This window comes from Mycoplasma sp. 2248, from assembly GCF_034863245.1.
GTDB lineage: Bacteria > Bacillota_I > Bacilli_A > Mycoplasmatales > Metamycoplasmataceae > Mycoplasmopsis.
Genome location: NZ_JAYFFC010000009.1, coordinates 1 through 24,999 on the forward strand (window position 1 = coordinate 1; position 24,999 = coordinate 24,999).

Genomic DNA, 24,999 nt, shown 5'->3' on the forward strand with positions numbered 1-24,999 from the left:
TCTCCTATACAAAAAACACGAAATATGGATTGTCCATATTTCGTGTCCCAGTTTATTATTTTGCATATTTTTGCTTAATTTATTAATTAATTTTGTTTGATTAATTCAGCTATTTGCATTTGTAAAATCAATCAACAAAATGAATATACATTATTTAAAAAACAATATAATTAATAAATAACTTTATTAATTAGTTAAGGAGTGTTATGAAACAAAAATTATTAAGTGGAATAAAACCAACTGGTGATTTAACATTAGGTAATTACATTGGTGCAATTAGAAACTTTGTGCAAATGCAGAACGATTATGAATCATACATTTTTGTAGCTGACTTACACGCACTTACAACTGGAAGTGTCGATCCAGTTGAACTTAAAAAAGCAAGAAAAACCATTGTTGCACTTTATTTAGCTTGTGGACTTAATCCAGAAAATGTAACAATTTTCTATCAATCACAAGTTAGTGCACACGGAATGATGAATTGACTTTGTACATCAGAAACCACAATTGGTGAATTGCAAAGAATGACCCAATTCAAAGATAAGTCACAACAAATCAAACAAGCTAACGGGACTTCTAAAATACCTACTGGTCTTTTAATGTATCCAGTATTAATGGCAGCTGATATTCTTTTATACAACCCTGATGTGGTTCCTATTGGCGAAGATCAAACTCAGCACCTTGAATTAACTAGAAACATTGCTGAAAGATTTAATTCAAAATACAATGCTAACTTCACAATTCCTAACGGAGTTGTTCCTAAAGTTGGAGCAAGAATTAAATCACTTACTGATCCTACTGCTAAAATGTCAAAAAGTGAACATGGTACCAAATCAACCATTTACTTACTTGAAGATCCACAGCAAGCTTACAACAAGATTATGAAAGCAGTTACTGACTCAGAAGGTAAAGTATATATTTCAAATGATAAACCTGGTATTTTAAACTTACTTAATATCTATGCTTCATTAAACAACATAACACTTGAACAAACAGAAGAATTATTTAAAGATAAAAACTATAAAGAATTTAAAGAAGCAGTTGCTACATCAGTTAAAAATCTTTTAATTTATATTCAATCAAAATACAATGCAGCTTTAAAAGAAGTTGACAAAATAACTGATGAAGGAGCAATTAGAGCTTCTAAAATCGCAGATTATAATTTAAACAAGTTAATGAAAAAAATGGGACTCTATTCCTCATTGACAAAACCCAAAAATGATAAATAAGAGGTAAATTAATATGAAAGCTAACAAAAAACTTAACCATACAACAAGTCACTTACTTGGTGCAGCTGTTGAAAAACTTTATCCAAATGTTAAATTAGGATTTGGTCCAGCTACTGAAGAAGGTTTTTACTATGACTTTGAATTTGCTGAACCACTTTCAGAAACAGAATTACCTAAAATTGAAAAGTTTATGAAAAAACTTGCTTCAAGAAATTTAGTTATGAAGCAAGTTTCAATTGATGAATATTCATTTGAAGGTAAACCTTACAAAAAAGAACTTTATGATGAATTAGTAGCAGCAGGTAAAGAAGTTACATTCTATGCTCTTGTAGATCCTTTAAGTAATGAAACAATCTTTGCTGACTTATGTGCTGGTGGACACGTTGAAGACACAAAACACATTAAACACTTTAAATTACTTAACTTAGCTGGTGCATACTGAAGAGGAAATTCAGATAACATCCAATTAACAAGAATTTATGGAACATCTTGAGATACAGCAACAGAACTTGAAGAATACTTAGAAATCCTTAAAGATAGAAAAGAAAGAGACCACCGTAAAATTGGTAAAGAAATGAAATTATTCACATTCAACAAATTAGGTGGTCAAGGGTTACCATTCTGATTAGAAGATGGAATGTACATTCACAATGAAATTAGAAACCTTGTTCTTAAAATGGACAGAAAATATGGTTTCACAGAAGTTTTAACACCACACTTTGGAGAAGAAGAACTTTACAAAATTTCAGGACACTTAGCTCACTACAAAGATGATATGTTTAAACCAGTTGTGCTTGAAAACGAAAAGTTAATTGCACGTCCAATGACTTGTCCTCACCACATTATTTGCTACAACACAGAAAAACGTTCATACCGTGACTTACCAATTAGATATTCAGAACAATCACAACTTTACAGATATGAAAAATCAGGTGCTCTTACAGGTCTTGAACGTGTTAGAGGAATGCTTCTAACAGAAGGGCACTTATTTGTTAGAAAAGATCAAATTGCTCAAGAATTCAAATCAATGTATCAATTAATTAAAGAAACATTAGAAATCTTTAAAATTCAAATTAGTTATGTTTCTTTAAGTTTAAGAGATCCTGAAAACACAGATAAGTACTATTCAGATGACAAGATGTGAAATGAAGCTGAAAATGAACTTAGAAATGTGCTTAATGAATTAGGTGTTAAATACGAAGAAAAAATCGGAGAAGCTGCTTTCTATGGACCTAAAATGGATATTCAAATCTTTACAGCTTTAGGACACGAAATCACAGTTTCTACATTACAACTTGACTTCTTATTACCTGAAAGATTTGATATTACATACACAAACAAAGACAATCAAGAAGAACGTCCGGTTATGATCCACAGAGGTCTTATTGGAACATATGAACGTTTTGTTTCAATTCTTTTAGAACAAACAAAAGGTGTGCTTCCATTCTGATTAGCACCAAAACAATTCACAGTTATCCCTGTTACAAATAATCCAGAAGATGTTAAATACGCATCAGACATCAACCAATTATTATTCAATGCAGACTTTAGATCTAAATTTGACGACCGTGAAGAACGTTTAGGTAAAAAAGTGCGTGAAGCACAAATGTCAAAATCTAAATTCCAAATCATTGTTGGAGAAGCTGAAAGATTAAATGAAACTGTTTCATACCGTGAATATGGTAAACAAGAAACAACAACAATGCCTGTTGCAGAATTTATCCTAAAAATGATGAGATTGAGAGATTCTCGTGAATAATAAAAAACAAGAAAACAAAAACGAAAAGAAAGCTAGAAAACCAATTAATGGTTGATACATATCATTTTTAGTAATATTTTGAGTTTTAGCAGCTGCAATGATTTTAACAAGTGGAAATATCATACCTTGAGATAGAATCGTTCCAAATTCTGTTTATAATGTACCTCTTTATGCACGTATATTAGCATCAATTTTCTTTCCAATTTTAGTTTTATCATTTGGGTTCTTTGTTGTTTTCAAAGAAAAAATGAGTGTTTGAAGACTTGTTAACTATGTGTTCATTATTGGAATTATAATCACACTATTTTGAGTTCCTAGAATGATTAATGTTAACGAAGGAACAGAGAAAGCTGAAGTTAGTTGACAACCAAAATGACTATTATTCCCTTATGATGTAACTGTCGTATTTGGTGTTTGTGTAATCTTATATGCTTTATGTTTATACTTTGTTACACCAAAATTTGTAAGTCACATGAGACCAAAAATCCAAAAATTCTTAGGTCGTTTCAAGAAAGAAAAATCAATTTTAGAACAAGAATCAAAAAACTAAAATTAATAATTATTAAAAATTCCTATCACTGCTGAAGCGATAGGAATTTTTAATATACTTTTAATAAAAACAAATTCACGATGCATATTGAGCTGAAATAAGGTAGAAAAACAGTTTTTTAGATTTTCTATCTTACTTTTATCAACCTAGTTACATTAACCCGACCGCTTTTAGAATACCAAGAAGAATTCCTACCAAAATTAATGTTAATATAGCTCCTAAGGAAGTTCAAGCAGCTTTACCCTTCGCATTTTTTCTTTGAGCACTAATTCTATTTGCAAGTTCATTCATAAGATCAGTTTTAACAGAGATCTGCTTTTTAACTTGAGCATTATTGCTTTCAGCAGGTAGCTGATGATCACAAACAATAGCATTTGTTTCAGTAGGTTTCTCAGGTTTAAATTCAATACTTTCAATTAATGAGTTATATTTGTTAGTTTTATTATTAATAAGAATGTAAATATACCAACATAATTGATGAATATTTCGGTCACTTTTTAGATAGTTGGAATCAGAATACGTCTTGAAATCGTAAATAAATGGCTTCAATATATTTACGTTATCTAAATCAACCATAAACTTTTTATCTGAAAATGTTCCTTCAGTTGAGTCTATGTGATTAAAATCAGAAATTTCTAATGCCTTAAGATATAAAGATGTTTCAGCATAAAAATGATAGTAATTTGCAAGAATAAATGTAAGTGAATTAGGATAATCTTCTGTTTTATTGCCACAAATAATATATCATCATAATCTTTGCATCTCACTCTCATTGAATATTTTCACAAGTGATTCATCGCGAAATATTAGTTTCAAAAAGTAATATACAAATCATAATACAGGATTATCTGATTCAAATTTTTCACAATTGAAATATTTGTGATTTCTAGCAGGATAATTTGCAAAGTTATCTTTTCCCTTTTCAAAGAATTTTTTCAAAAACTCAGTAACCTTTTTATTTTTTATAAATTCCTCATCTTTTTCCAATATGTCATCAATGTTAAACTTTTCTCAATTCTTTACTTTGGAATCTGTGAAACATATAGCTTTAAATAAGTATTCTGGCATTTTACCTTTAAAATTCGCCGCTTTTGTAACATCAGTTATTTTTTGAACAGCTAATTTTTCAATGGCATCAGTATATATTTCATATTTAGTTTTTTCTTCATTGTTTGAGTTTCGATATAAAGTCGAAAAATCCACTTCAGTCTGCTTGCTATTGAATAATTCTTGAACATTCTCAAAAATTTCCTTATCAGTAAAATCACTATCAGAAAATGATGAAAAATTATCCTTAATATTTGAATTTGAATTATCAAACTTTTTTAAAAGTGAATTTGAAATTAAGACTTTGTGAATTTCTCGTGTTTTCAGATCTATAAAACCTGTCAATAATTCTGTGTGACTAAATCATCTATGTCCTTTGGTATTCTTACTTTTACTCATAATATAAAATTGTAATACAAAAAAAGACAAGCACCATTTAAACGGTGCTTGTGTCCCGGAAAAAGAGATGCTATCAAAGAGTTTATATTTTCTAATTCCAGGTTACCTCATTAAATATCAAAATAATGAGGTACTTTTATTTTAAAACTTTTTTGGGATATATATCACCAGAAAAATATTTTTTTAATAAATAAAAAAGAACAGATTTTTTCTGCTCTGATTTACAACTCAGTTTAATCTAAAGATTAAACTAATTTAGCAATAACTTCTGAATGTTTGATGTTTTTGTGTTCTAAGTTTTTAAAGTTTTGTAATTTTGAATCAGTTGTTAATGCAAAAATAATTTCTTGATCAATGTTTTCTGCTTTGAATCTGTTTAAATCTAAAACGATTAATTCATCTCCAGATTTAACTTCTTGGTTTAATGAAACTTTAGCATCCATACCAATTCCATCTAATTTGTATGAGTTTAAACCAAAAACAATAACAGCTTCAACACCTAATGATGTGTTAGATAAGATAACTTGTGATTTACTTGCTGGTTGCATTGTTATTTTTCCATCAAATGGAGCAACAATTTTCCCTGATGTTCCATCTAATTTGATTGCAAATCCTTTTCCAACTAAATCATTTGAAAATACACCATCATTTAATGATTCAAGTGAAACAATGTGTCCTGAAGCAGGTGCTAAGATTTCTAATTCTGAAACTGCTTGAGTAGATGCTGTAGCATTATTTGATGTTGAAACAGTTGAAACTTCAACTGATTTACACATTGTTGAAATTAAGTCTTTGTTAATTTTGATAAGTGCATTTAAAGCCTCTGCATTTGGTAAGTCCACTTGAACGTGTTTTTGTGCTTCGAAAATTTTAACTGATGTAGCACCTAATTGTTCAAAATCTGCTTTTGAAACTAATGAAACGTTTTTAACATCATATCTTAATTGTGATGCTGAATTATTGAATGAAGTAATATTGTCAAGCCCACCGAACGCATCAACAATTTTTACTAATAAGTCTATGTATTTATCTCTTTCAGTCATAATAATATACTCCTTAAATAAAATAAATTTTATATCATTTTTATAATGTTGAAAATAGATTTTAACACCTTAAAATAAGGTCTAAAAATTAATTAAATTGTTTACTAGATGCATAAAATAGTGGTATAATAGTTTTACTTATGGCGAACGTGGTGAAGTGGTTAACACAGTGGGTTGTGGTCCCATCATGCGCGGGTTCGAATCCCGTCGTTCGCCCCATATGAAAGAAAGTTGTTAATAGCAACTTTTTTTGTTTTCCTTTTTTACATCAAGTGCATAATAAAAGCAACCTAAAAAAGGTTGCAAATATTACTTATTGAATAAATTGTATGCATCAATTTTAAAAAGAGCTTTTTTAAGTTTAGACTCTAATTTTGTTTTGTTTACTGAATCATTGTGTGAAGCCTCTTCGATTTGTTTAATAAGTTTATCACGGTCACGAAGCGCTCTTTGGACATCAATGTTTTTAACATTGATAATATCATCTGTTATGATTGATACTTTTTTCTCATCAGCATATACAAGACCACCACCGATGTAGCAACGAATTTCTTCACCATTTTCAGGTTTGATTGATAAGTTGCAAATTTCAATGTTTGAGAAAAGTGGTGTTCTATTAGCTTGAAGCCCGATGTAACCTGATGCTGTTTTTAATGTAACAATGTTTACATCACCTTCATAAAATACACCTGATGGTACTGTGATTAATAAATGAGTTGTATTATTCATTATTTTTTATCTGTTGATGATTCAGTTGAAATGTTATTTTCTTCTTGATATTTTTTGTAACGTTCAATAACATCATCAATGCTTCCAGCATATCTGAACATTTCTTCTGGAAGGTTATCTAATTCACCTGAAAGAATAACTTTGAAACTTCTAATTGTTTCAGATAATGGAACATATCTACCTTTAATACCACTGAATTTTTCAGCAACTGTGAAAGGTTGAGATAAGAATTGTCTAATTCTTCTTGCTCTGCTAACAATTTTCTTATCTTCTTCAGATAATTCACCCATTCCTAAGATTGCAATAATATCTTGAAGTTCTTTGAATCTTTGTAAGATTGCAACAACTTCTTGAGCTGTTTCGTAGTGCTCATATCCAACAATTAATGGATCAAGTAATCTTGATGAAGAGTTAAGTGGGTCAATAGCTGGATAAATTCCAAGTGCTGCTGTTCCACGGTCAAGAACCGTTTTAGCGTCTAAGTGAGTGAAAGTTGTAGCAGGTGCTGGATCAGTTAAGTCATCAGCAGGTACATAAACAGCTTGAACTGATGTAATTGAACCTCTACGTGTTGAAGTAATTCTTTCTTGAAGCGCACCCATTTCTGTAGCAAGTGTCGGTTGGTAACCAACAGCTGACGGCATACGCCCTAAAAGAGCAGAAACCTCTGAACCAGCTTGTGTAAATCTAAAGATGTTGTCGATGAATAAAAGTACGTCTTGATTTTGTTTATCTCTAAAGTACTCAGCCATTGTAAGACCTGTAAGAGCAACTCTCATACGTGCCCCAGGTGGTTCGTTCATTTGTCCAAATACAAGTGCAGTTTTATCTAAAACTCCTGCAGCTTTCATTTCATAGTAAAGGTCATTTCCTTCACGTGTTCTTTCCCCAACTCCAGCAAATACTGAAAGTCCATTGTGCTCTGTAGCTATGTTGTTAATAAGCTCTTGAACAAGAACTGTTTTACCAACTCCAGCTCCACCAAAAAGACCAATTTTTCCACCCTTTGCATAAGGAATAAGTAAGTCAATAACTTTAATTCCTGTTTCAAGTACTTCTGATGAAGTTTTTTGTTCTTCATAAGAAGGCGCTGGTGCGTGGATAGGATCTCTTTCAATTTCTTTTGGTAAAGGTAAGTTGTCAATTGGGTTCCCTAAAACGTCAAACATTCTACCTAAAACAACGTTTCCTACAGGTACAGAAATTGGTGCACCTGTGTCAGTTACAACCATTCCTCTTTGAAGTCCATTTGTAGAAACCATTGAGATTGTACGAGCTGTATCATCCCCAATGTGTTGAGCAACTTCGAATGTGTAAACTTTTCCATCATGTTCTAATTCAACAGCATTAAGTAAGTGAGGTAACTTTCCTTCTTCAAATCTAACGTCCACAACTGGACCTAAGATTTGAACGATAATTCCTTTGTTTTTTACCATTCATTCCTCCTTATTTTAATTAAGTAGCATCTGCACCAGCTACAATTTCATTGATTTCTTGAGTTATGTTACCTTGACGTTTTCTATTAAATTGTAATCTTAACTCATCAACTAAGTCTGTTGCATTATTTGTAGCATTTTCCATAGCATTACGTCTTGAAGCGATTTCTGAAACTTTTGAACCTGTAGCAAGTCCATAAACCATACTTGCTAAGTAAAGTGGAATTGAGTTTTTAAGCACCACTTCTGAGTTAGGTTCAAATTCAATTGTGTTTCTAGCTTGCACACTAGCATTTTCAGATTCAATGTCTAGTGGGAAGAGTTTAAGTTTTTTAGCTTCCTGTGTAATGTTGTTGATAAATTCTGTGTAATAGATGTAAATGTTAGCAACTCTTTTGTTTGAATATTCTTCAAAAGCTTTTTTAGATACAACAGAACTAAGTTCATAAGAGATTTTATCTCCTAGTTCTGTGTATTTAGAAATGACTTGTTCATCATATTTAAATGAATGTAATAGAGCAAGTCCTTTTCCTCCAAGCACAATGATTTTGTCACTTGGTTTAAGAGTTTCTTTAAGTAATTTAACAATATTAGTATTGTATGAACCGCATAATCCTAAATCAGATGTGATGATGATGTGTAAATCAGAATCAACATTAGTGTTTTTAGGGAAAATTGAGTAAAACTCTCTTGGTTCAACGTGTGATGCTAATTCTCTAAACATTTCGTTTAGTGAATTTAAATACGTTTCAATACTTTCAAATTCAGTTCTAATTCTACGTAATTTAGCAGTTGATACTAATTGCATAGCATTAGTAATCTTTTTGGTATTGTTAATTACATTAATTCTATTTTTAATTGAATTTAAGTTTGCCATTTTAATTATTTAAGTAAGTCATTGTATTTTTTAGGAAATGCTTTATGCAACTTAGGATCATAGTTAGGAATTGTAGCGATGATGTTTTGTACTATCTTAACCAATACTTTTTCTGTTGTTTGGTAGTCTTCAGGTGTGAATAAACCTTTTGAAGCAATGTTTGAGAAAAGTTCCATACCTTCAGCTGTTTTGTTTACAAATGCAATAACGTTATCTCTGTATTCTTTAATGTATTCTTTTGGAAGTGGGTTAATAATTCTTTCTTTAACTCCTAAAAGAATAATAGCTTGTGTAACTTGTGAAATCGCAAAGTATTGTTCTTGTTTTAAAAGTTCATATACTTTAGCACCGTGTTCTAAAATTGATTTAGTTGACTCATCAAGGTCTGAACCAAATTGAGCAAAAGCTAACATTTCGTTGTATTGAGCAAGTTCAAGTTTAAGTGAACCAACAACTTGTTTCATAGCTTTAATTTGCACAGCTGAACCAACACGAGAAACTGAGAAACCAATATCAACAGCAGGTCTTTGTCCTGAGTTAAATAGTGATTCTTTTGTGAAAATTTGACCATCTGTAATTGAAATTACGTTAGTTGGAATGTAAGCTGAAATATCCCCTTGTTGAGTTTCAATGATTGGAAGAGCAGTAATTGAACCTCCACCATTTTCTTTGTTAAGTCTAGCTGCACGCTCTAAAAGTTGAGAGTGTAAGTAGAAAACATCTCCAGGGTAAGCTTCACGACCAGGTGGTCTTCTTAAAAGAAGTGAAAGTGTTCTATATGCAACTGCGTGTTTTGATAAATCATCATAAACAATTAATACATCTTGTCCTTGAGACATTCAGTATTCTGCAATAGTAACTCCTGTATATGGAGCAATGTATTGTTGTGGAGCTAATTCTGAAGCTCCTGCAACAACTACTGCTGTGTAATCAAGTGCACCAAATTCATTAAGTTTATTAACAATTTGCGCAACTGTTGAGTTCTTTTGTCCAATTGCTACGTAAACACACTTAACGTTTTTACCTTTTTGGTTGATGATAGCATCAATAGCCATAGCTGTTTTACCAGTTTGACGGTCACCGATGATAAGCTCTCTTTGACCTTTACCGATTGGAATCATTGAGTCAATCGCAATAATACCTGTTTCAAGTGGTTGGTTAACTTCTTCTCTTGTCATAACACCAGGAGCAATTTTGAAGATTTCACTTTTAATTGTTCCTTGAATTTTACCTTTACCATCAATTGGTTCTCCAAGGGCGTTAACAACTCTACCTAAAAGAGCATCACCAACATTTACGTCAATAACTTGACCTGTTCTTTTAACAATGTCTCCTTCAGAAACAGAGTTAGCATCACCAAATAAAGCAACTCCAACTGTTTCTTCTTCAAGGTTTAAAGTAAGTCCATAAACACCGTTGTCAAAAACTACGATTTCTGCGTTTTTAACCTTTTGAAGACCTGATACAACAGCAATACCATCACCAATTGAGATAACTTGACCAATTTCTGATCTGTCGGCTACTTTACCAATGTTTTGAATTCTTTCTTTAATGATTGCAGAAATATCATCTAATTTGATAGCCATAAATTACACCTCCTTTTCTTTTTGTTTAAAAATAATTTCGTTTTTGATTTTGTTTAAGTCATGTAGTATGTTCATTTCAATAACTTCGGTTTTAGAAACAATTCTAAATCCACTAATAATATTTGGGTTAATTACATTGTGAATTTCAATTGTACGTCTTGTAACTTTTTGAAGTTTGTCACTGATCTGTTGAAGTTGCTCGTCACTTAATGGGAAAGCTGATTCAACTAATACATAACGAATTCTTAATGCATCATTTGATAACTTTAAATATTCAATGATGATGTTTTTTAATTGAGACACCATTTTTCTTTGAACTATAACTTTAATTGAGTTAATTACAATATAGTCAAATTGATTTTTATCAAAAGCCATATCGATTATTTTGAATCTTTCAGCTTCAGGAATTAAGTCGTTTCCTAAATATTCGATAAAACCAGGAATTGTGTCAATTAAATCTTTAACAGCCTCAAATTGAGGTTGAATTAATTTAAATTTATCTTGTTTTTTGACCAAGTCATAAATTGCTACTGCATATGCAGATGTATTTCTTTTTTTGTACATAATAAAATCTTAAAAGTTTTGCTATTTTACTTTTATCGTAGTTATATAGCTGTGAAAGTTAATTACTCACTTGATTCAAGATAGTTTTTAATAATTTCATCTTGAGTTTGTGGAGAAATTTCTTTACGTAAGATTTTCTCTGCTAATTCTGTAGCTACTTGGATTACATATTTTTTAGCATTAGCATCAAATTCTTTCTTTTGCAACGCTATATCTTGGTTAGTTTCTTCAAGTAATCTATATGATTCAGCTTTTGCTTTGTCAATATAAGTTTTAGAAACTTCACCAGCTTTTATTTTTGCTTTGTTAACAATGCTATCTGCTTGCTTGTGAGCTTCTTTAAGTTTTTCGTTTGCATCGTTTAAAACTTGTAAGCTGTCTTCTTTTTGTTTAATAGCACTGTTGATATTTTCTTGGATGAAATTTGTTCTATTTTTCATCATCTTTTTAACTGGTTTATATAAAAGATATGTAAGTAATAAAAACACAATTAAAAAAGCGATGATAGTAGCAATCATCATTGGAACACTCGGAAATAGTCCGTTGAATTTTTCTTGGACTTGTTGATTCAATGATTCTTGCTTAAGATAAATTAAATTTTGAACCATAGTTATTATTTAATGAACATTAATAATAAAGCAATAATAAATGCATAAATAGCAGCTGTTTCAGCAATACCAACACCGATAATTAACATTAAACGGATTTTTGATTCTGCTTCAGGATTTCTTCCAACAGCTTCTGCAGCTTTACCAGCAGCATAACCTTGTCCGATACCTGTTCCTAAAACACCGATTGCAGCTAATCCTGCACCAATAGCAACAAGACCTGATTTGATGTCTCCACCATTTTGTGCAGCTGCTTGAGTAGTGTTATTTGCAGTTTCTTCTAAAAATTTTGTTACTGTTTCAATCATAATTAATCCTCTTTTCTATTTAATAAATTGCTTGTGATAATTGTGAATTAAGGTTTTTGTTACTTCTTACAATTTTTGATTTGCCTTTTCTAAGTTTTTTAGGTTTAACTTCTTCTGCAGTTGACTCAATAGTTCAGTATACAAGTGTTAAAAGTGAAAATATGTAAGCTTGTAAGGTAGAGCCGAATAAGTCAAAATAAAAGTGTAATGCAGGTGATAAAATCAATCCAAAGAAGAATTGTTGATTACTTGACCCTGTTACTTTTGTCCATATTCACCCACAGAATGAATAAAATAAGAAAATAACTGTAGATCCTCCTATAACATTTCCATAAATACGAAAACTAAGAGAAATAAGAGGAGATACTTTACCAGGTAAATCAAGTGGGTTGATAAATGATTTTAGATATCTTCACTTACGGTACACTGCACCACAAACAAAGATACCAAGTCAGCTCATTAAAGCTAATGTTAACGGAACTGAATAAGATGTTACGATCGGTTCTAAACCAAAGACAGCTGTAAGGTTACCGATTAGAATAAAAGTAGCTAAAGTCAAAATATAGTATCTTGAATTTTGCACTTGTGTTCCACCAGTTGCATCATCAAAAGTTTTGTCAATGAACTTAACATAACCTTCAGCAATGAGCACTACACCTTTCGGAGCTTCATTTGGTTTAATTTTTGATACTTTGAAATAGACAACTAAACAAATAATTAGTACTATAAAAACAGTAACTACAAGCGATAACATTTGTGGTTGATTTCAAACTCAAAGACCTTTTAAAAATGTATCCATCCTGCTCATCTCCTTTCTTTTTAGTTTCTTATTTTTTTATTAACTATTTCTGTGATGATAATCACAAAAACATTAGTTAATATTCCTCCAGCAAATGCAAAGAAATTAAATGGTTGATCTAATACTTGCAATACTGAATATTCGGTAATCTGTATTTGTTTTAGGTACTCTGTATTAATAAAAAACATTAAGTACACGATTGCACCTAAAATTAAGAAAAATAAAACTGATTTTAAAATCGATAAAGCATACAATTTTGTTTTTTTATTTCTTAGAAATAAATACGTAAAAAGTCAGTTTAATTTAAATAAAAAATAAATTAGTAGACCACCTAATGCATACCCAAAAAATAGACCACGATTAATTCCTATAAGAGATAAAAACACTACAGAAATTAATAAAAAAAAGATTGCAAATATAAAAGTATGCATTTGCATATATGTCATTTTTTTTACAGCCTTTTTAATTGGTAGCATGTTTCTATTTTAATACTTTTAGAAAGTTATATCACCTTTTTTACAATATTTTTTTAGGTTGCTAAAATTGGCGAAATAAGACAATAAAATAATAGAAAGAAACCCATAAATTAAGTTTTAGTAAGACATTAAAATCCACACACTAAAATTTTATGGTTCTAATGGAGAAAATATTGAATTGTCAACTTATTTGGTAATTTTTTTATACTTTTTTTGCTTATAGAAACATTAAAATAAAAAGGACAAAAAATTAATTTTCGGCTATAACATTCATAAATCAAGAATAATAGAAATAATATAATTATTTTTAAAATATTTTGATATTAGATTTTGAAAAAATTAAAAATTTTCTAAATTTTTTCAGAAAAACTGTAAAAAAGTTGTTATGATATAAATGATATTTGATATATGAGAGACTTGAAAGCTTGAGTCGCTTGTAGAGCTGATAGTTTATATATCAGGTGACCGTGCGCAGAAACAGAATAGTATGGGCGTGTTTTCTTGATGAAAACATGGCTTTTTTTATAATTTTTATATGTTAATCATTAGAAATAAAAAAGAACAAAATTCAATAAACAAAATCCTAGCTCTTCTTTTGACAATAAAGGTAATTTAATATCTCCATATGATAATGATGAAAATGACTATAGCACTATTGAAGTAAGTGGAAATTTTCAAAAAAATAATAAAGATGAATGAAGAAGTAATAACAGACCCATTATAGCATTCTATATAGGTCATAAAGTTTGTTATTTAAATTTAAGAACTGCAATTAAGAAAAAGAAAAATCAACCAAAAATTGATATATGAAAATCTCCTTTCTTCTATAAAGTTCCTAAATTAGGAGAAGTATTAATACAAGCAATTGATAAAAATACAGGATTAAAATACGATTCATATGTTGATACAACTTCTATTCAAATTATGGATAAAAAATTATTTAAAGAAATCTATATGAAAAATCAATTTGATTTGAATAGAAAAGTATCATGAGTTGTGATAAATAAAATAATGTCTCAAATAGCATTAAATAAAAATCAATATACCTTACAGGAAGTATACAAAGATCCAAATGAGAACAAATTAAAAAGTAAAATTATCCATTCTATAAGAGATATTACAGATGAAGGGACTATTATTGAGAATTTTAATGACATTACTGTAGATAATACTTTTAAAAGAATTTATGATAAATTGCATTACTTATCCAATATATTCTTTTACCCTGACAAAGATGTAATGTCAGAGTTTTCAAAAAATCTAAATATAGATTACGTTATTAGAAAATACAAATTACCATATAGAATGTATTTTGGCCTTTCAATGAAAAAAGCAGGTTTTACCTTTGCTAATGACTCAACTAAAATATCTTCTGAAGAAATTAATAGACACTTTGATAAACCTGAAGATTTTATAAGCATACCGCTTTTAAGAAAAAATAAAGATGATAATAACAATAATGAATTAACATTTTCTGAAGCTTTATTTGAAATAGGTGAATTATTCAACAGAGAAAAAAGTAAAAGCTAGGATGATAATAACTTGTATTTACTATCAAGATTATCTGAATATACATTAATAAATAATTTTTATAGTGATATAAAAAAATAAGATTTGGTATGTGAAATACTAGAAGACCAGATTCGCTTGTATGGTTGATAGTTTAGATACACAGGTGATTGTGAAAGAAATCTCGTTTGCTATGTTATGGAAACATAGTTTTTTTATATCTTTTTAACCTTCATACTAAATGATTTATGATGTAATTAAAAGTTTTAAATATAACCTTTCATTACAACACATATATAACAATAATGCTAAATCAGGAACATATAACCATATATTAAAGAAAGAACTAAATTTTGATGAAAATAAAATAATATATTTTCTTATTATTTTGCAATTTTGTTTATTTTCTTTGACTTTTTTTTTTTTTTTTTACAATAGCAATAAATAACAAAAATATAAATTGATTGTGTAAAACAATCAATATGAATTAACTAAGTGTTAAACAGTATTTTTTAAATGAAAATCGAACACTAGAATAACATATTCTAGCGTAAAACAATAATTTAGTTGTAAATGAAAGGGATTTTTATGGACAATACAAAAGAAATACAAAGAGCTGAATTACATAAGACAATTTGAAACATCGCTGATCAATTAAGAAGTCAAGTTGATGGATGAGAATTCAAAAACTATGTACTTGGAACACTTTTTTATCGTTTTATCTCAGAAAGTATCACAAGATATGTAAATACCATTCAACACGAAAGCGGTGATTTAGATTTTAATTATGAAGCTTTAAGTGATGACGAAATTACAGACGATATCAAAGAAGCTATTATTTCTGCAAAAGGGTTTTTCATTTACCCTTCACAACTTTTTACAAATGTTGAAGCTAATGCAACCAACGATGAAAACTTAAATGAAACACTTGAAAATATCTTTAAAAACATTGAAAATTCTGCAAAGGGTCGTTCAAGTGAAGGTGACCTTAAAGGACTTTTCGAAGATTTTGATGTTAACAGCAACAAATTAGGAAACACAGTTGCAAAATGTAACGCTACATTAAGAGCGCTTCTTACAGGTATTAAAAAAATGGAACTTGGAAACTTTGAAGACAACACTATTGATTTATTTGGTGACGCATATGAGTTTTTAATTTCTATGTATGCTCAAAACGCAGGTAAATCAGGTGGTGAATTTTTTACTCCACAAGAAGTAAGTAAATTACTTTTCAAACTTGCTCTTGGAAATAGAACTGAAGTTAGAAAAGTTTATGATATGTGTGCTGGTAGTGGTTCTCTATTACTTCAATCAATTAAAGTGCTCGGGAAAGACAACATTAAAGAAGGTCTTTATGGACAAGAAATTAATGTTTCTACTTATAACTTGTGTAGAATCAATATGTTCTTACACGATATTAACTACAGTAAGTTTAAAATCATTTGTGACGACACATTAACTCATCCTGGTTTAGATGAGGAAGAACCATTTGATGTAATCGTTTCTAATCCACCTTACTCAATCAAATGGGAAGGAGATGCTAACGCAACATTAATTGCTGATCCTAGATTTGCACCAGCAGGTGTGCTAGCTCCCAAATCAAAAGCTGACTGAGCATTCGTCCAACATGCACTTCACAAACTTTCAGCAGATGGTACAGCTGCAATTGTTTGTTTCCCTGGAATTATGTATCGTGCTGGAGCCGAAGCTAAAATCAGAAAATACTTTGTAGATAACAACTTTGTTGATGCAATTATTCAATTACCAGACAACTTATTCTATGGAACAAGCATTTCAACTTGCATCCTTGTAATTAAGAAAAATAAAACAAGCAATGAAGTTAAATTCATTGACGCAAGTAAGGAGTTCATTAAAATTGCAAATAACAACAAGTTAACCGATGAAAACATTCAAAACATTATCAACTTATACAATTCAGACGAAGATAAAGTAAATGTCCTTAAAATTGTTAGAACTGAAGATATAGCAAATAATAATTACAGCCTTTCTGTAAATACTTATGTTGAAAAAGAAGACACAAGAGAAGTTATTGATATTAAGAAGTTAAATCAAGAAATCAAAAAAATTGTTGCAGAGCAAACTGTGCTTAGAGCAAAAATTGATGAAATTGTTGAAAGATTAGACAAAAGTCTTGAAGACTTGTAGAAAAGGATTTTAAATATTATGAAAAATGAAAATCAAACTAATTTTTCTATTGAAAACTTCCTTTCAGCAAACAACATAAAAAATGTACAAATTAAGAAACTTTATGAAGTCACAATTTGAAGCAAATCATTCGCTAATTTTGACAAAACTAAACTCTTAAAAAGTGAGATAAACTATAAGTCAATACTTTCAAAAGAAGCCAAAGAATTGGTTGTAGAAAATGGAGATATAAAACTACTTACAACATATCCATCTGATATGTTTACATCTACAGATATTTGAGATGGAGATGTTTATGAAGAAGAAATTGTTTATATCCCATCAGGTGGTAACCCTTACGTTCAATACTATAATGGTAAATTTATTAATGCAGGCAACATAATCGGAACATCATATGATAAAAATGTTGTATTAACAAAATATGTATATTACTTCCTAAAATCTAAAAACGATTTAATTGCCAAAGCATTTAGAGGCAGTGGAATTAAACACCCATATATGCCTGAGATTTTAGAAATTGAAATCCCTATTCCATCAATCGAAGTTCAAACCCAAGTGGTTAATATATTAGATATCTTTTCTAGTTACGCAGAAAAGCTGAAAGCGGAGCTGAAAGCTAGATCCACACAGTATGAATACTACAGAAATTCATTGCTTTCAAACGATAAATCAAAAAAATTACAAGAAAATTTTAATTTTATTAAATTGGGTGAATTAGGTCAGTTTTATTCAGGTTTAAAATCAAAAAACAAGAATGACTTTGAAAATGGAAACAAAAAGTTTGTTACATTCAATAATGTATACAATAATCCATCTTTAAATCTTGATATTGATACTTTTGTAAAAATTCAAGATGGCGAAAATCAAAATAAAATAATGACTGGTGATATCTTATTTACAGGTTCATCTGAAAACAAATATGACGCTGGTATGACTAGTGTTGTTATTGAACAAATCAATGAAGATATCTACTTAAATAGTTTTTGCTTTGGGTTAAGACCAAATGAATCTGAATTATTTAATTTAAGTTATATTAAACATCTTTTAAGATCCGAAAACATAAGATCTCAAATTACAAGATGCGTTAATGGTGTAACTCGTTTTAATGTGTCAAAAGAAGATATTAAAAACGTTACTCTACCAATACCATCATTGAATATTCAAAATAAAATTGCTGATGTATTAGACAACTTCGAAGCAATTTGTAAAGATCTTAAAATCGGTCTCCCGGCTGAAGGAACCAAAAGACAAAAGCAATACGAATTTTATAGAAACTCTATCTTTGAATATCTTGAAACTAAATCATTTGAAAAATTAATGAGAGAGAGAGAGAGAGAAGATAACTTAACCACAGGTTTAATTAAGTTAATTCAATATATCTTCAACACAAACATTACTATTCAACTTTCTAAAATAGCAAAACTATTTAGAGGCGACGTAATTAGCAAGGATTTCATCAGACAAAATCCTGGAGAGTATCCTGTTTACTCATCTCAAACGCTAAACAATGGAGAATTAGGAAAAATTAGCAAATACAAATTTGACGGAGAATATGTTTCTTGAACTACAGATGGATATGCTGGAACTGTATTTTATAGATCAGGTAAATTCAATGTGACAAACATTTGTGGTTTAATTGATGTAAATAAGTCAATCATACTTCCAAAATATCTATACTTTTATTTATCAGTTAATTTAGATAAATACGTAAACAAGACTTTTTCAAATGCTAAATTGATGGCAAATCAAGTGAAAGATGTTCAAGTTACCTTTCCTAATTTAGAAAAACAAAAGAAAATTGTAAACATCTTAGAAAATTTTGAATTAATCTGCAAAGATCTTAAAATAGGTCTTCCGGCTGAAGAAGCAAGAAGGCAACAACAATATGAATATTATAGAAATTTGATATTTGATAAATTATCAGATAAAAATAATTAACACTTTAATACCTATATCCAAGCTGTATAAACTAATATAAGCAACATATAACAACAAATAAAGGTGGATTTACTATGGCAAAAGAAAATCACGCAATATTACATACTCCTGAAAACACAGTTATTGCTGAGTTTGATTTTGAAAAACAAAGACAAAGACCTACAAATTATCAATCAGAAGCTGATTTAGAAAAAGAGTTTATTAATCTTCTAACTAGTCAAGGTTATGAGTATATTCAAATCAAAAATTCAGAAGAACTTAAAAATAACTTTAGAAAGCAACTTGAAAGATTAAATCAAGTTACTTTTACAGATAGCGAATGAAAACACATTCTTTCTGAAATTTCAGGAGAAGGTAAAGGTATTAAAAAGAAAACTGAAATTATTCAAAAAAATAACATTATCCCTCTTAAAAGAGAATTATCTAATGGTGAATCTCAAACTAAAAACATTAGATTGATCGACTTTAAAAATCCACAAAGCAATATACTTCAAGTAATCAACCAATATGAGGCTGACCACGGTAAATATAAAAATAGATATGATGTAACCATTTTAGTAAATGGTCTTCCTTTAGTTCATGTTGAACTTAAAAGAAGAGGAGTAGACATCAGAGAAGCTTTCAATCAAATTGAAAGATACCAAAGTGAAAGTTTCTGATCTGATGAAGGTTTCTTTGAATTTATTCAAATCTTTGTTATTAGTAATGGAACTGAAACAAAATACTACTCAAATACAACTAGGGATTTAAAAACTTCATCAAACAAATCCGGTTCAGCTGTTAAGAAAAGTAAACAATCATTCCAATATACATCATATTGAGCAGATGGTAAGAATAGAAAAATAACTGATCTTATTGACTTTACTAGAACATTCTTTTCAAGACACACATTATTAAATATTCTTACTAAATATTGTGTCTTTGATTCAAATGAACAACTATTAGTAATGCGTCCATATCAAATTGCAGCCACTGAAGCAATCATTTCAAAAATTAAAATGATGTCTTCATTAGGTAACTGAGGTAAAAAAGATGCAACTGGATATGTATGACATACTACCGGTTCGGGAAAGACACTTACATCATTTAAGACCGCTGAATTAGCAAGAGAATTAGATGACATTGAAAAAGTTATCTTCGTTGTAGATAGAAGAGACTTAGACTTCCAAACAATTAATGAATATAACCGTTTTGAAAAAGGAAGTGTTAAAGGTGTACAATCGACAAACATTTTAAGTCAAGTGCTTGAAAATGAAACTGTTGAAGATGAAAGATCTAAAATTTTAGTCACAACAATTCAAAAACTTTCAAAATTTATTGAAAAAACACCTAAATCAACTATATATGATAAAAAAGTTGTCTTCATCTTTGATGAATGTCACCGTTCACAATTCGGTAAGATGCATAAAAGAATTGTTAACAAGTTCAAAAAATACTTCTTATTTGGATTTACTGGAACACCTATATTTGTTGAAAACGCAAATACAACAAATGGTCAAATGCTAACAACTGATATATTCAAAGACCAACTTCATACTTACACAATTTTAGATGGTATTAGAGACCATAATGTTCTTAAATTTAAAGTTGATTTCTTGAATACATTTAAATCTGCTTCTGGTATTGAAGATAAGAAAATATATGGAATCGATAAGAAAAGTATCAAGGAATCAGACAAAAGAGTCACAACGAATGTTCAGTACATTCTTGAAAACTTCGATAGAAAAACCAGAGCAAAAGATGGTTACTCATTTTCTAAATTAGTTAACTATGATGAAATGGTTAAAAGCAAGGATAACACTGCTAAAGAAATAAAAGTTGACACAAACCTTCAAGGTTTCAACTCTATTTTTACAGTTGAAAATATCTTGATGGCTAAAAAATACTACCTTGAATTCAAAAAACAATTAGCAGAGCAACATAGAAATTTAAGAATTGCAACAATATTCACATATGCACCTAATCCAGATCCTGAATCAGGAGTTTTCGAGGAAGAAGATATTGATATCCCTACAAATGTAACTTATGATTCAACTGATAAAGAATTCTTAGCACAAGCTATGGATGATTATAATCAAATGTTCAAAACTAACTTCTCGTTAGATGGTGCCGAAGGATTTGCTAACTACTATAAAGATGTTTCATTAAGAATGAAAAACAAAGATATTGATATCTTAATAGTTGTCGATATGTTCTTAACTGGATTTGACTCACCTACATTAAATACTTTATGAGTTGATAGAAAACTTGAATATCACCGTTTAATTCAAGCATTTTCAAGAACAAACAGAATTTTAAACTCTGTTAAAGTATGTGGAAACATAGTTTGCTTTAGAGATTTAAGAAAAGAAGTTCAAGATGCTATTGCATTATTTGCTCTTAACGATAAAGAAGCTTCTAATACAGCTTTATTTAGAGATTATAACTTCTACTTAAAAGGTGAAACTAATGAGAAAACAGGTGTGCACGTTAAGGGTTACATTGACTATGTTAATGAAATAAAAGAAAAATTCCCACTTGAGAATTTAGATCAAAGAATCGAATACTTCCCTGAAAGTAAGAAGAAAGAATTTGCTAAGTTATTTGGAAAAATCTTAAAATGCAAGAATACTCTAATGGTGTTTGATGAATTTCAACAAGAAGCTAATGAAATTATTCCTGACAGAGACTTGCAAGATTATCAATCTCACTACTTAAATATTTGAAATGAATTTAAGGACAAAGAAAAGAATGATGGTTACAAAGAAAATATCATCAATGATATTGTCTTTGAAATCGAATTAGTTCAACAAGATGAAATTAATGTTGAATACATCATTAGATTAATTGCAACTAGATTTGCTCAAAAAACAGATACTGAAAAAGTTAAAAAAGAAGTTGGTAAACTTGCACAATCAAGTACTTCTCTCAGAAGCAAAAAGGATCTTATTTTAGAATTCATTGACCAATATAATATTCAAGATATTTCAAATACTGCTACTGAAAATGAAATTGAAACTAACACTTGAGAAGAATGAGAAAAATTCGTTCATCAAAGAGCTGGACAAGAAATTAACACAATTATTAATAGCCAAAACATTCAAGCTGAGCAAGCTAGAGAATACATTCTTAACTCACTTGAAAGTGGAAGTTTAAAATTTGATGGACAAGACTTTGATTCAGCTATCAAAGCACCATTATTTCCACGTGGAGCAAAATCATCAAATAGATATGAAACTAAGAAAAAAGTGTTCTCAATCTTTCAAAACTTCTTTAACAAATTCAAGGATATTCTTAATATCAAAAAGTTCAAGAATACTTTAAAAAATGATAAATAATTCAATGTTACCAGAGATTCTTCTGGTGATATTTTTATTTATCCCTATGGTTCAAACACAGAAGTTACAATCAAATATTGACAACTTGATATAATCAAAATAAGGGGTGTAAATATGGATCAAAAAAATATTATTAAGATAACTGCAAACAACTTTCTAAAAGTTTTTTTCAAAAATCCTTTACTTATTTTTCATTCAAATAACTTAGTTGATTGAATTAAACAATCAGCTTATTTTGATAAATATAATGTATCAATGGATGATTATTTGAGCAATATTAAATTCGACAATATTGATGAATTAGATGATGATGAGGATGAATCTAGTGAAAACGCAATTGACGCAAATAAAGTGTCTGAATTTATGTCTGAGCAAAACTTGCAAATGGAACTAGATGCAAATTCAGACAAACTTGTTTGAAGCAATAATTTCTTGCACGAATTAGGTTCAATTTTTGCAAAACAAGAAAACAGCGAACAAGTTGAATTTATTAAAGTTAACGTTTCTGAATTCTTGCAATTTAAATTGGATGCATACAACTGATATTTAAATAAACACAACTATAAACCAAATGAAGTTGGTTATATTAAGCAAATTGATAATTTAGAAGTCAAATTACAACAAACACTTAATTACTTAAATGATGACAAAATCAAAGTAATTATCGAACCTGTATTTGCTTATAAAATCGAGAATCAAAATGATGTATTTTATTTAACTTCATCAGCGCTTATATATGATAAAGAACTTAAAAAATATGTAGGTTTATCATATGTTGATAAAGCTAAAAAAGATTTATATCAAAAAAACTTTTATAACTACAGCGTACTAAAGAAAGCAAATATTCCTCTTGAATCCATTAGTGAAATTATTATTAATCCATTTGTTAATAAACTTAGATTAACACAAAAAGACAAGATTGATTTTTACGAAGTCTTTTCAGCAATGACAAAGATAAAATCTCCTTCAAAACCAAGTAATAAATCTGATGAATTAGATTGAATGAGCGAAGATGATTTTTATAATTTATTCACTCCAATTGAACACGGATTGTTAAAATCAGGAACACTTGCACTGTATGATTCGTGAAATGAACAAGACTACTTAAATAACTTTACAAAAAATTCAAATTCCTTTATTTTGAGTGCTAAAAGAGGATATTACTGTGATAGAAGTTTAGGGCTTAATTTAGAAGAATTTGTAGCAATACCTAATGTAATTGAGACATTTAGTGAATTTATAGACCAAATAAAAGAAACTCATGATATCTATAAATCAGTTAATTCATTAATTGAAAAATCAAATGGTGCTTTTCTTACAAAAGACAAGAGAGGTAGTTCACCTGAATCATATGTTTACTATGAGCCATTTGATAGTTACATTGACAAAATCATCAATTCTTATTATTTAGCACCTGAATTATCTAATATTGATTACAACTTATTTAGATATTGTTTTAGCAAAGATGCTGAAGATAATTTTGAATTAATGAATAGTTTAAATGATTATATAAATGCATACAAAAACTCACAGATTTCAAACAGTTCTCTTATTAATATACCTACAGATGTATTCAAATCACCTGATAAATTAGTTATTAGAGCATATCTTTATGGAAAAGATTTTATACCTTATTCATTTGGTAGAATAGTCAAAGAATCTGAAGATAAAGTACTTGAGCTAATTAACAAATATGAAAAAATAAATGCAATAAATGTTAAAGCGGCTCTTGATAAAATCTTTAAAATTCACTTAAAAGATTCGGTAATTGTTTGATATGACTATGAAGGTTTTTCATCAATCTATCCAGTTATCCCTGGTACATCATCATATCAGCAAATCGTTAACCAGGTATCAGTTATCAAAACTCAAAATGGTAAAGAAATTTACAAAGAGAACTTTGTCATAGACACAAAAAACTTTGATTTATCGAAAACAATATATATGTTTAAGATAATTCACGATAAAGATGCTAAAGGTTACGTTGTATATAACAAGACATATGAAAATACAAGAAACAAAGAGCTTCTTAATTTAATTGAAATTGAATACAAAAATAATAATGAAAAAATTCAAGAGCAAATTCACTTACATTTTGAAACATTAGCTAACTTCAAACAGGCAATTAATGAAATCAACAATTTAGCAATTGACTTAAATGATATTTTTAAATCAACATCAACAGAGCTTAAATCTAGGTTAATTTCAGACAAATATTTCATTGTATTTAAAGAAAACACAAGTAATGAAACATTAGAATTAGTTAAATTAATTAATAGTGATATTGAAACATTTGCATTAGATAGAATTTGTTATATTAATGAACTACTAAGATTTAGTAGCATTAAGAAAGTTGAAAAATACATTACACATAACAATTTAAAACTCAAAAGATTGATTACACCTTATTCAGAATTAGTTATTCAAAAAGGTACTATGGCAATGGAAAAAGCGCAAATTAGACATGCAAAACTAATTGGTGATTCACATTGAGAAAACGATATTGTTCCTGAACTTAAAAAGTACTGTGAAAATGATGTTAGAGCTATGATAATGGTTTATGAGCTTATTATGTATATTCTTAGAATTAAGTTCCCAGAACTTGATGAATATGAGTACAAAATTGATTCAGAAAAGTATGAATACAAGATAGAAAATG

19 protein-coding genes and 1 tRNA gene are annotated in these 24,999 nt (G+C 29.1%); 9 read left to right on the forward strand and 11 right to left on the reverse strand.

Going from position 1 to position 24,999, the window contains the following annotated elements; all coding sequences use genetic code 4:
• Positions 1–206 precede the first annotated feature (206 nt).
• Genes trpS through VBM91_RS02700 form a run of 3 tightly spaced genes read left to right on the forward strand, consistent with a single transcriptional unit; the run spans position 207 to position 3,538 of the window.
• A complete protein-coding gene (gene trpS, locus VBM91_RS02690) occupies positions 207–1,229 on the forward strand; it encodes a tryptophan--tRNA ligase (RefSeq protein WP_323189192.1) in 1,023 nt (340 codons plus the stop codon).
• A 13-nt stretch (positions 1,230–1,242) separates the two neighbouring features.
• Complete coding sequence (gene thrS, locus VBM91_RS02695) at positions 1,243–2,988, forward strand: threonine--tRNA ligase (protein ID WP_323189193.1); 1,746 nt, start codon at positions 1,243–1,245, stop codon at positions 2,986–2,988.
• A complete protein-coding gene (locus tag VBM91_RS02700; protein WP_323189194.1) occupies positions 2,981–3,538 on the forward strand; it encodes a hypothetical protein in 558 nt (185 codons plus the stop codon). The genes thrS and VBM91_RS02700 overlap by 8 nt, the downstream gene beginning before the upstream one ends.
• A gap of 150 nt (positions 3,539–3,688) precedes the next feature.
• On the opposite strand, the gene VBM91_RS02705 is transcribed toward VBM91_RS02700, so the two are convergent.
• Positions 3,689–4,984 carry a hypothetical protein gene (locus VBM91_RS02705; RefSeq protein ID WP_323189195.1) on the reverse strand — a complete coding sequence of 432 codons (1,296 nt, stop codon included), beginning with the start codon at positions 4,982–4,984 and terminating at the stop codon, positions 3,689–3,691.
• A gap of 245 nt (positions 4,985–5,229) precedes the next feature.
• On the reverse strand, positions 5,230–6,027 hold the full coding sequence (locus VBM91_RS02710; protein WP_323189196.1) for a PTS glucose transporter subunit IIA: 798 nt from the start codon (positions 6,025–6,027) through the stop codon (positions 5,230–5,232).
• A gap of 143 nt (positions 6,028–6,170) precedes the next feature.
• Between VBM91_RS02710 and VBM91_RS02715 the strand changes: the two genes are divergently transcribed.
• A tRNA-His gene (locus tag VBM91_RS02715) sits at positions 6,171–6,246 on the forward strand.
• A 90-nt stretch (positions 6,247–6,336) separates the two neighbouring features.
• Here VBM91_RS02715 and atpC read toward each other — a convergent pair.
• The 9 genes from atpC to VBM91_RS02760 form a co-directional block, all read right to left on the reverse strand.
• Positions 6,337–6,756: an ATP synthase F1 subunit epsilon gene (gene atpC / locus VBM91_RS02720; protein WP_257088725.1), complete on the reverse strand. Its 420-nt coding sequence runs from the start codon at positions 6,754–6,756 to the stop codon at positions 6,337–6,339.
• Positions 6,756–8,192, reverse strand: coding sequence for a F0F1 ATP synthase subunit beta (gene atpD, locus VBM91_RS02725; protein ID WP_323189197.1), 1,437 nt, complete (start codon positions 8,190–8,192; stop codon positions 6,756–6,758). The genes atpC and atpD overlap by 1 nt, the downstream gene beginning before the upstream one ends.
• Before the next feature lie 19 nt (positions 8,193–8,211).
• Positions 8,212–9,069 (reverse strand): ATP synthase F1 subunit gamma, encoded by an 858-nt coding sequence (gene atpG, locus VBM91_RS02730; protein WP_323189198.1) that lies wholly within the window; start codon positions 9,067–9,069, stop codon positions 8,212–8,214.
• A gap of 5 nt (positions 9,070–9,074) precedes the next feature.
• Positions 9,075–10,655, reverse strand: a complete 1,581-nt coding sequence (gene atpA / locus VBM91_RS02735; protein ID WP_323189199.1) for a F0F1 ATP synthase subunit alpha — start codon at positions 10,653–10,655, stop codon at positions 9,075–9,077.
• Positions 10,656–10,658: 3 nt separating this feature from the next.
• A complete protein-coding gene (atpH, locus tag VBM91_RS02740; RefSeq protein ID WP_323189200.1) occupies positions 10,659–11,219 on the reverse strand; it encodes an ATP synthase F1 subunit delta in 561 nt (186 codons plus the stop codon).
• Positions 11,220–11,281: 62 nt separating this feature from the next.
• Positions 11,282–11,827, reverse strand: coding sequence for a F0F1 ATP synthase subunit B (atpF, locus tag VBM91_RS02745; protein WP_257088735.1), 546 nt, complete (start codon positions 11,825–11,827; stop codon positions 11,282–11,284).
• 5 nt (positions 11,828–11,832) lie between these two features.
• Positions 11,833–12,135, reverse strand: a complete 303-nt coding sequence (gene atpE / locus VBM91_RS02750) for an ATP synthase F0 subunit C (protein WP_257088737.1) — start codon at positions 12,133–12,135, stop codon at positions 11,833–11,835.
• Positions 12,136–12,154: 19 nt separating this feature from the next.
• The gene (locus VBM91_RS02755) at positions 12,155–12,934 is read right to left on the reverse strand and encodes a F0F1 ATP synthase subunit A (protein ID WP_323189201.1); all 780 of its coding nucleotides are present in this window, start codon (positions 12,932–12,934) and stop codon (positions 12,155–12,157) included.
• Positions 12,935–12,954: 20 nt separating this feature from the next.
• A complete protein-coding gene (locus VBM91_RS02760; RefSeq protein ID WP_323189202.1) occupies positions 12,955–13,410 on the reverse strand; it encodes a hypothetical protein in 456 nt (151 codons plus the stop codon).
• 654 nt (positions 13,411–14,064) lie between these two features.
• Between VBM91_RS02760 and VBM91_RS02765 the strand changes: the two genes are divergently transcribed.
• The 5 genes from VBM91_RS02765 to VBM91_RS02785 all read left to right on the forward strand — a co-directional run.
• Positions 14,065–14,940, forward strand: a complete 876-nt coding sequence (locus VBM91_RS02765; protein ID WP_416234922.1) for an Mbov_0400 family ICE element protein — start codon at positions 14,065–14,067, stop codon at positions 14,938–14,940.
• Positions 14,941–15,507: 567 nt separating this feature from the next.
• Positions 15,508–17,085, forward strand: a complete 1,578-nt coding sequence (locus VBM91_RS02770; protein WP_323189204.1) for a type I restriction-modification system subunit M — start codon at positions 15,508–15,510, stop codon at positions 17,083–17,085.
• An 18-nt stretch (positions 17,086–17,103) separates the two neighbouring features.
• The gene (locus tag VBM91_RS02775; protein ID WP_323189205.1) at positions 17,104–19,023 is read left to right on the forward strand and encodes a restriction endonuclease subunit S; all 1,920 of its coding nucleotides are present in this window, start codon (positions 17,104–17,106) and stop codon (positions 19,021–19,023) included.
• Positions 19,024–19,097: 74 nt separating this feature from the next.
• The gene (locus VBM91_RS02780) at positions 19,098–22,340 is read left to right on the forward strand and encodes a type I restriction endonuclease subunit R (protein WP_323189206.1); all 3,243 of its coding nucleotides are present in this window, start codon (positions 19,098–19,100) and stop codon (positions 22,338–22,340) included.
• 114 nt (positions 22,341–22,454) lie between these two features.
• The coding region (locus VBM91_RS02785; protein WP_323189207.1) for a UU173 family protein at positions 22,455–24,999 on the forward strand (2,545 nt) is incomplete at its 3' end.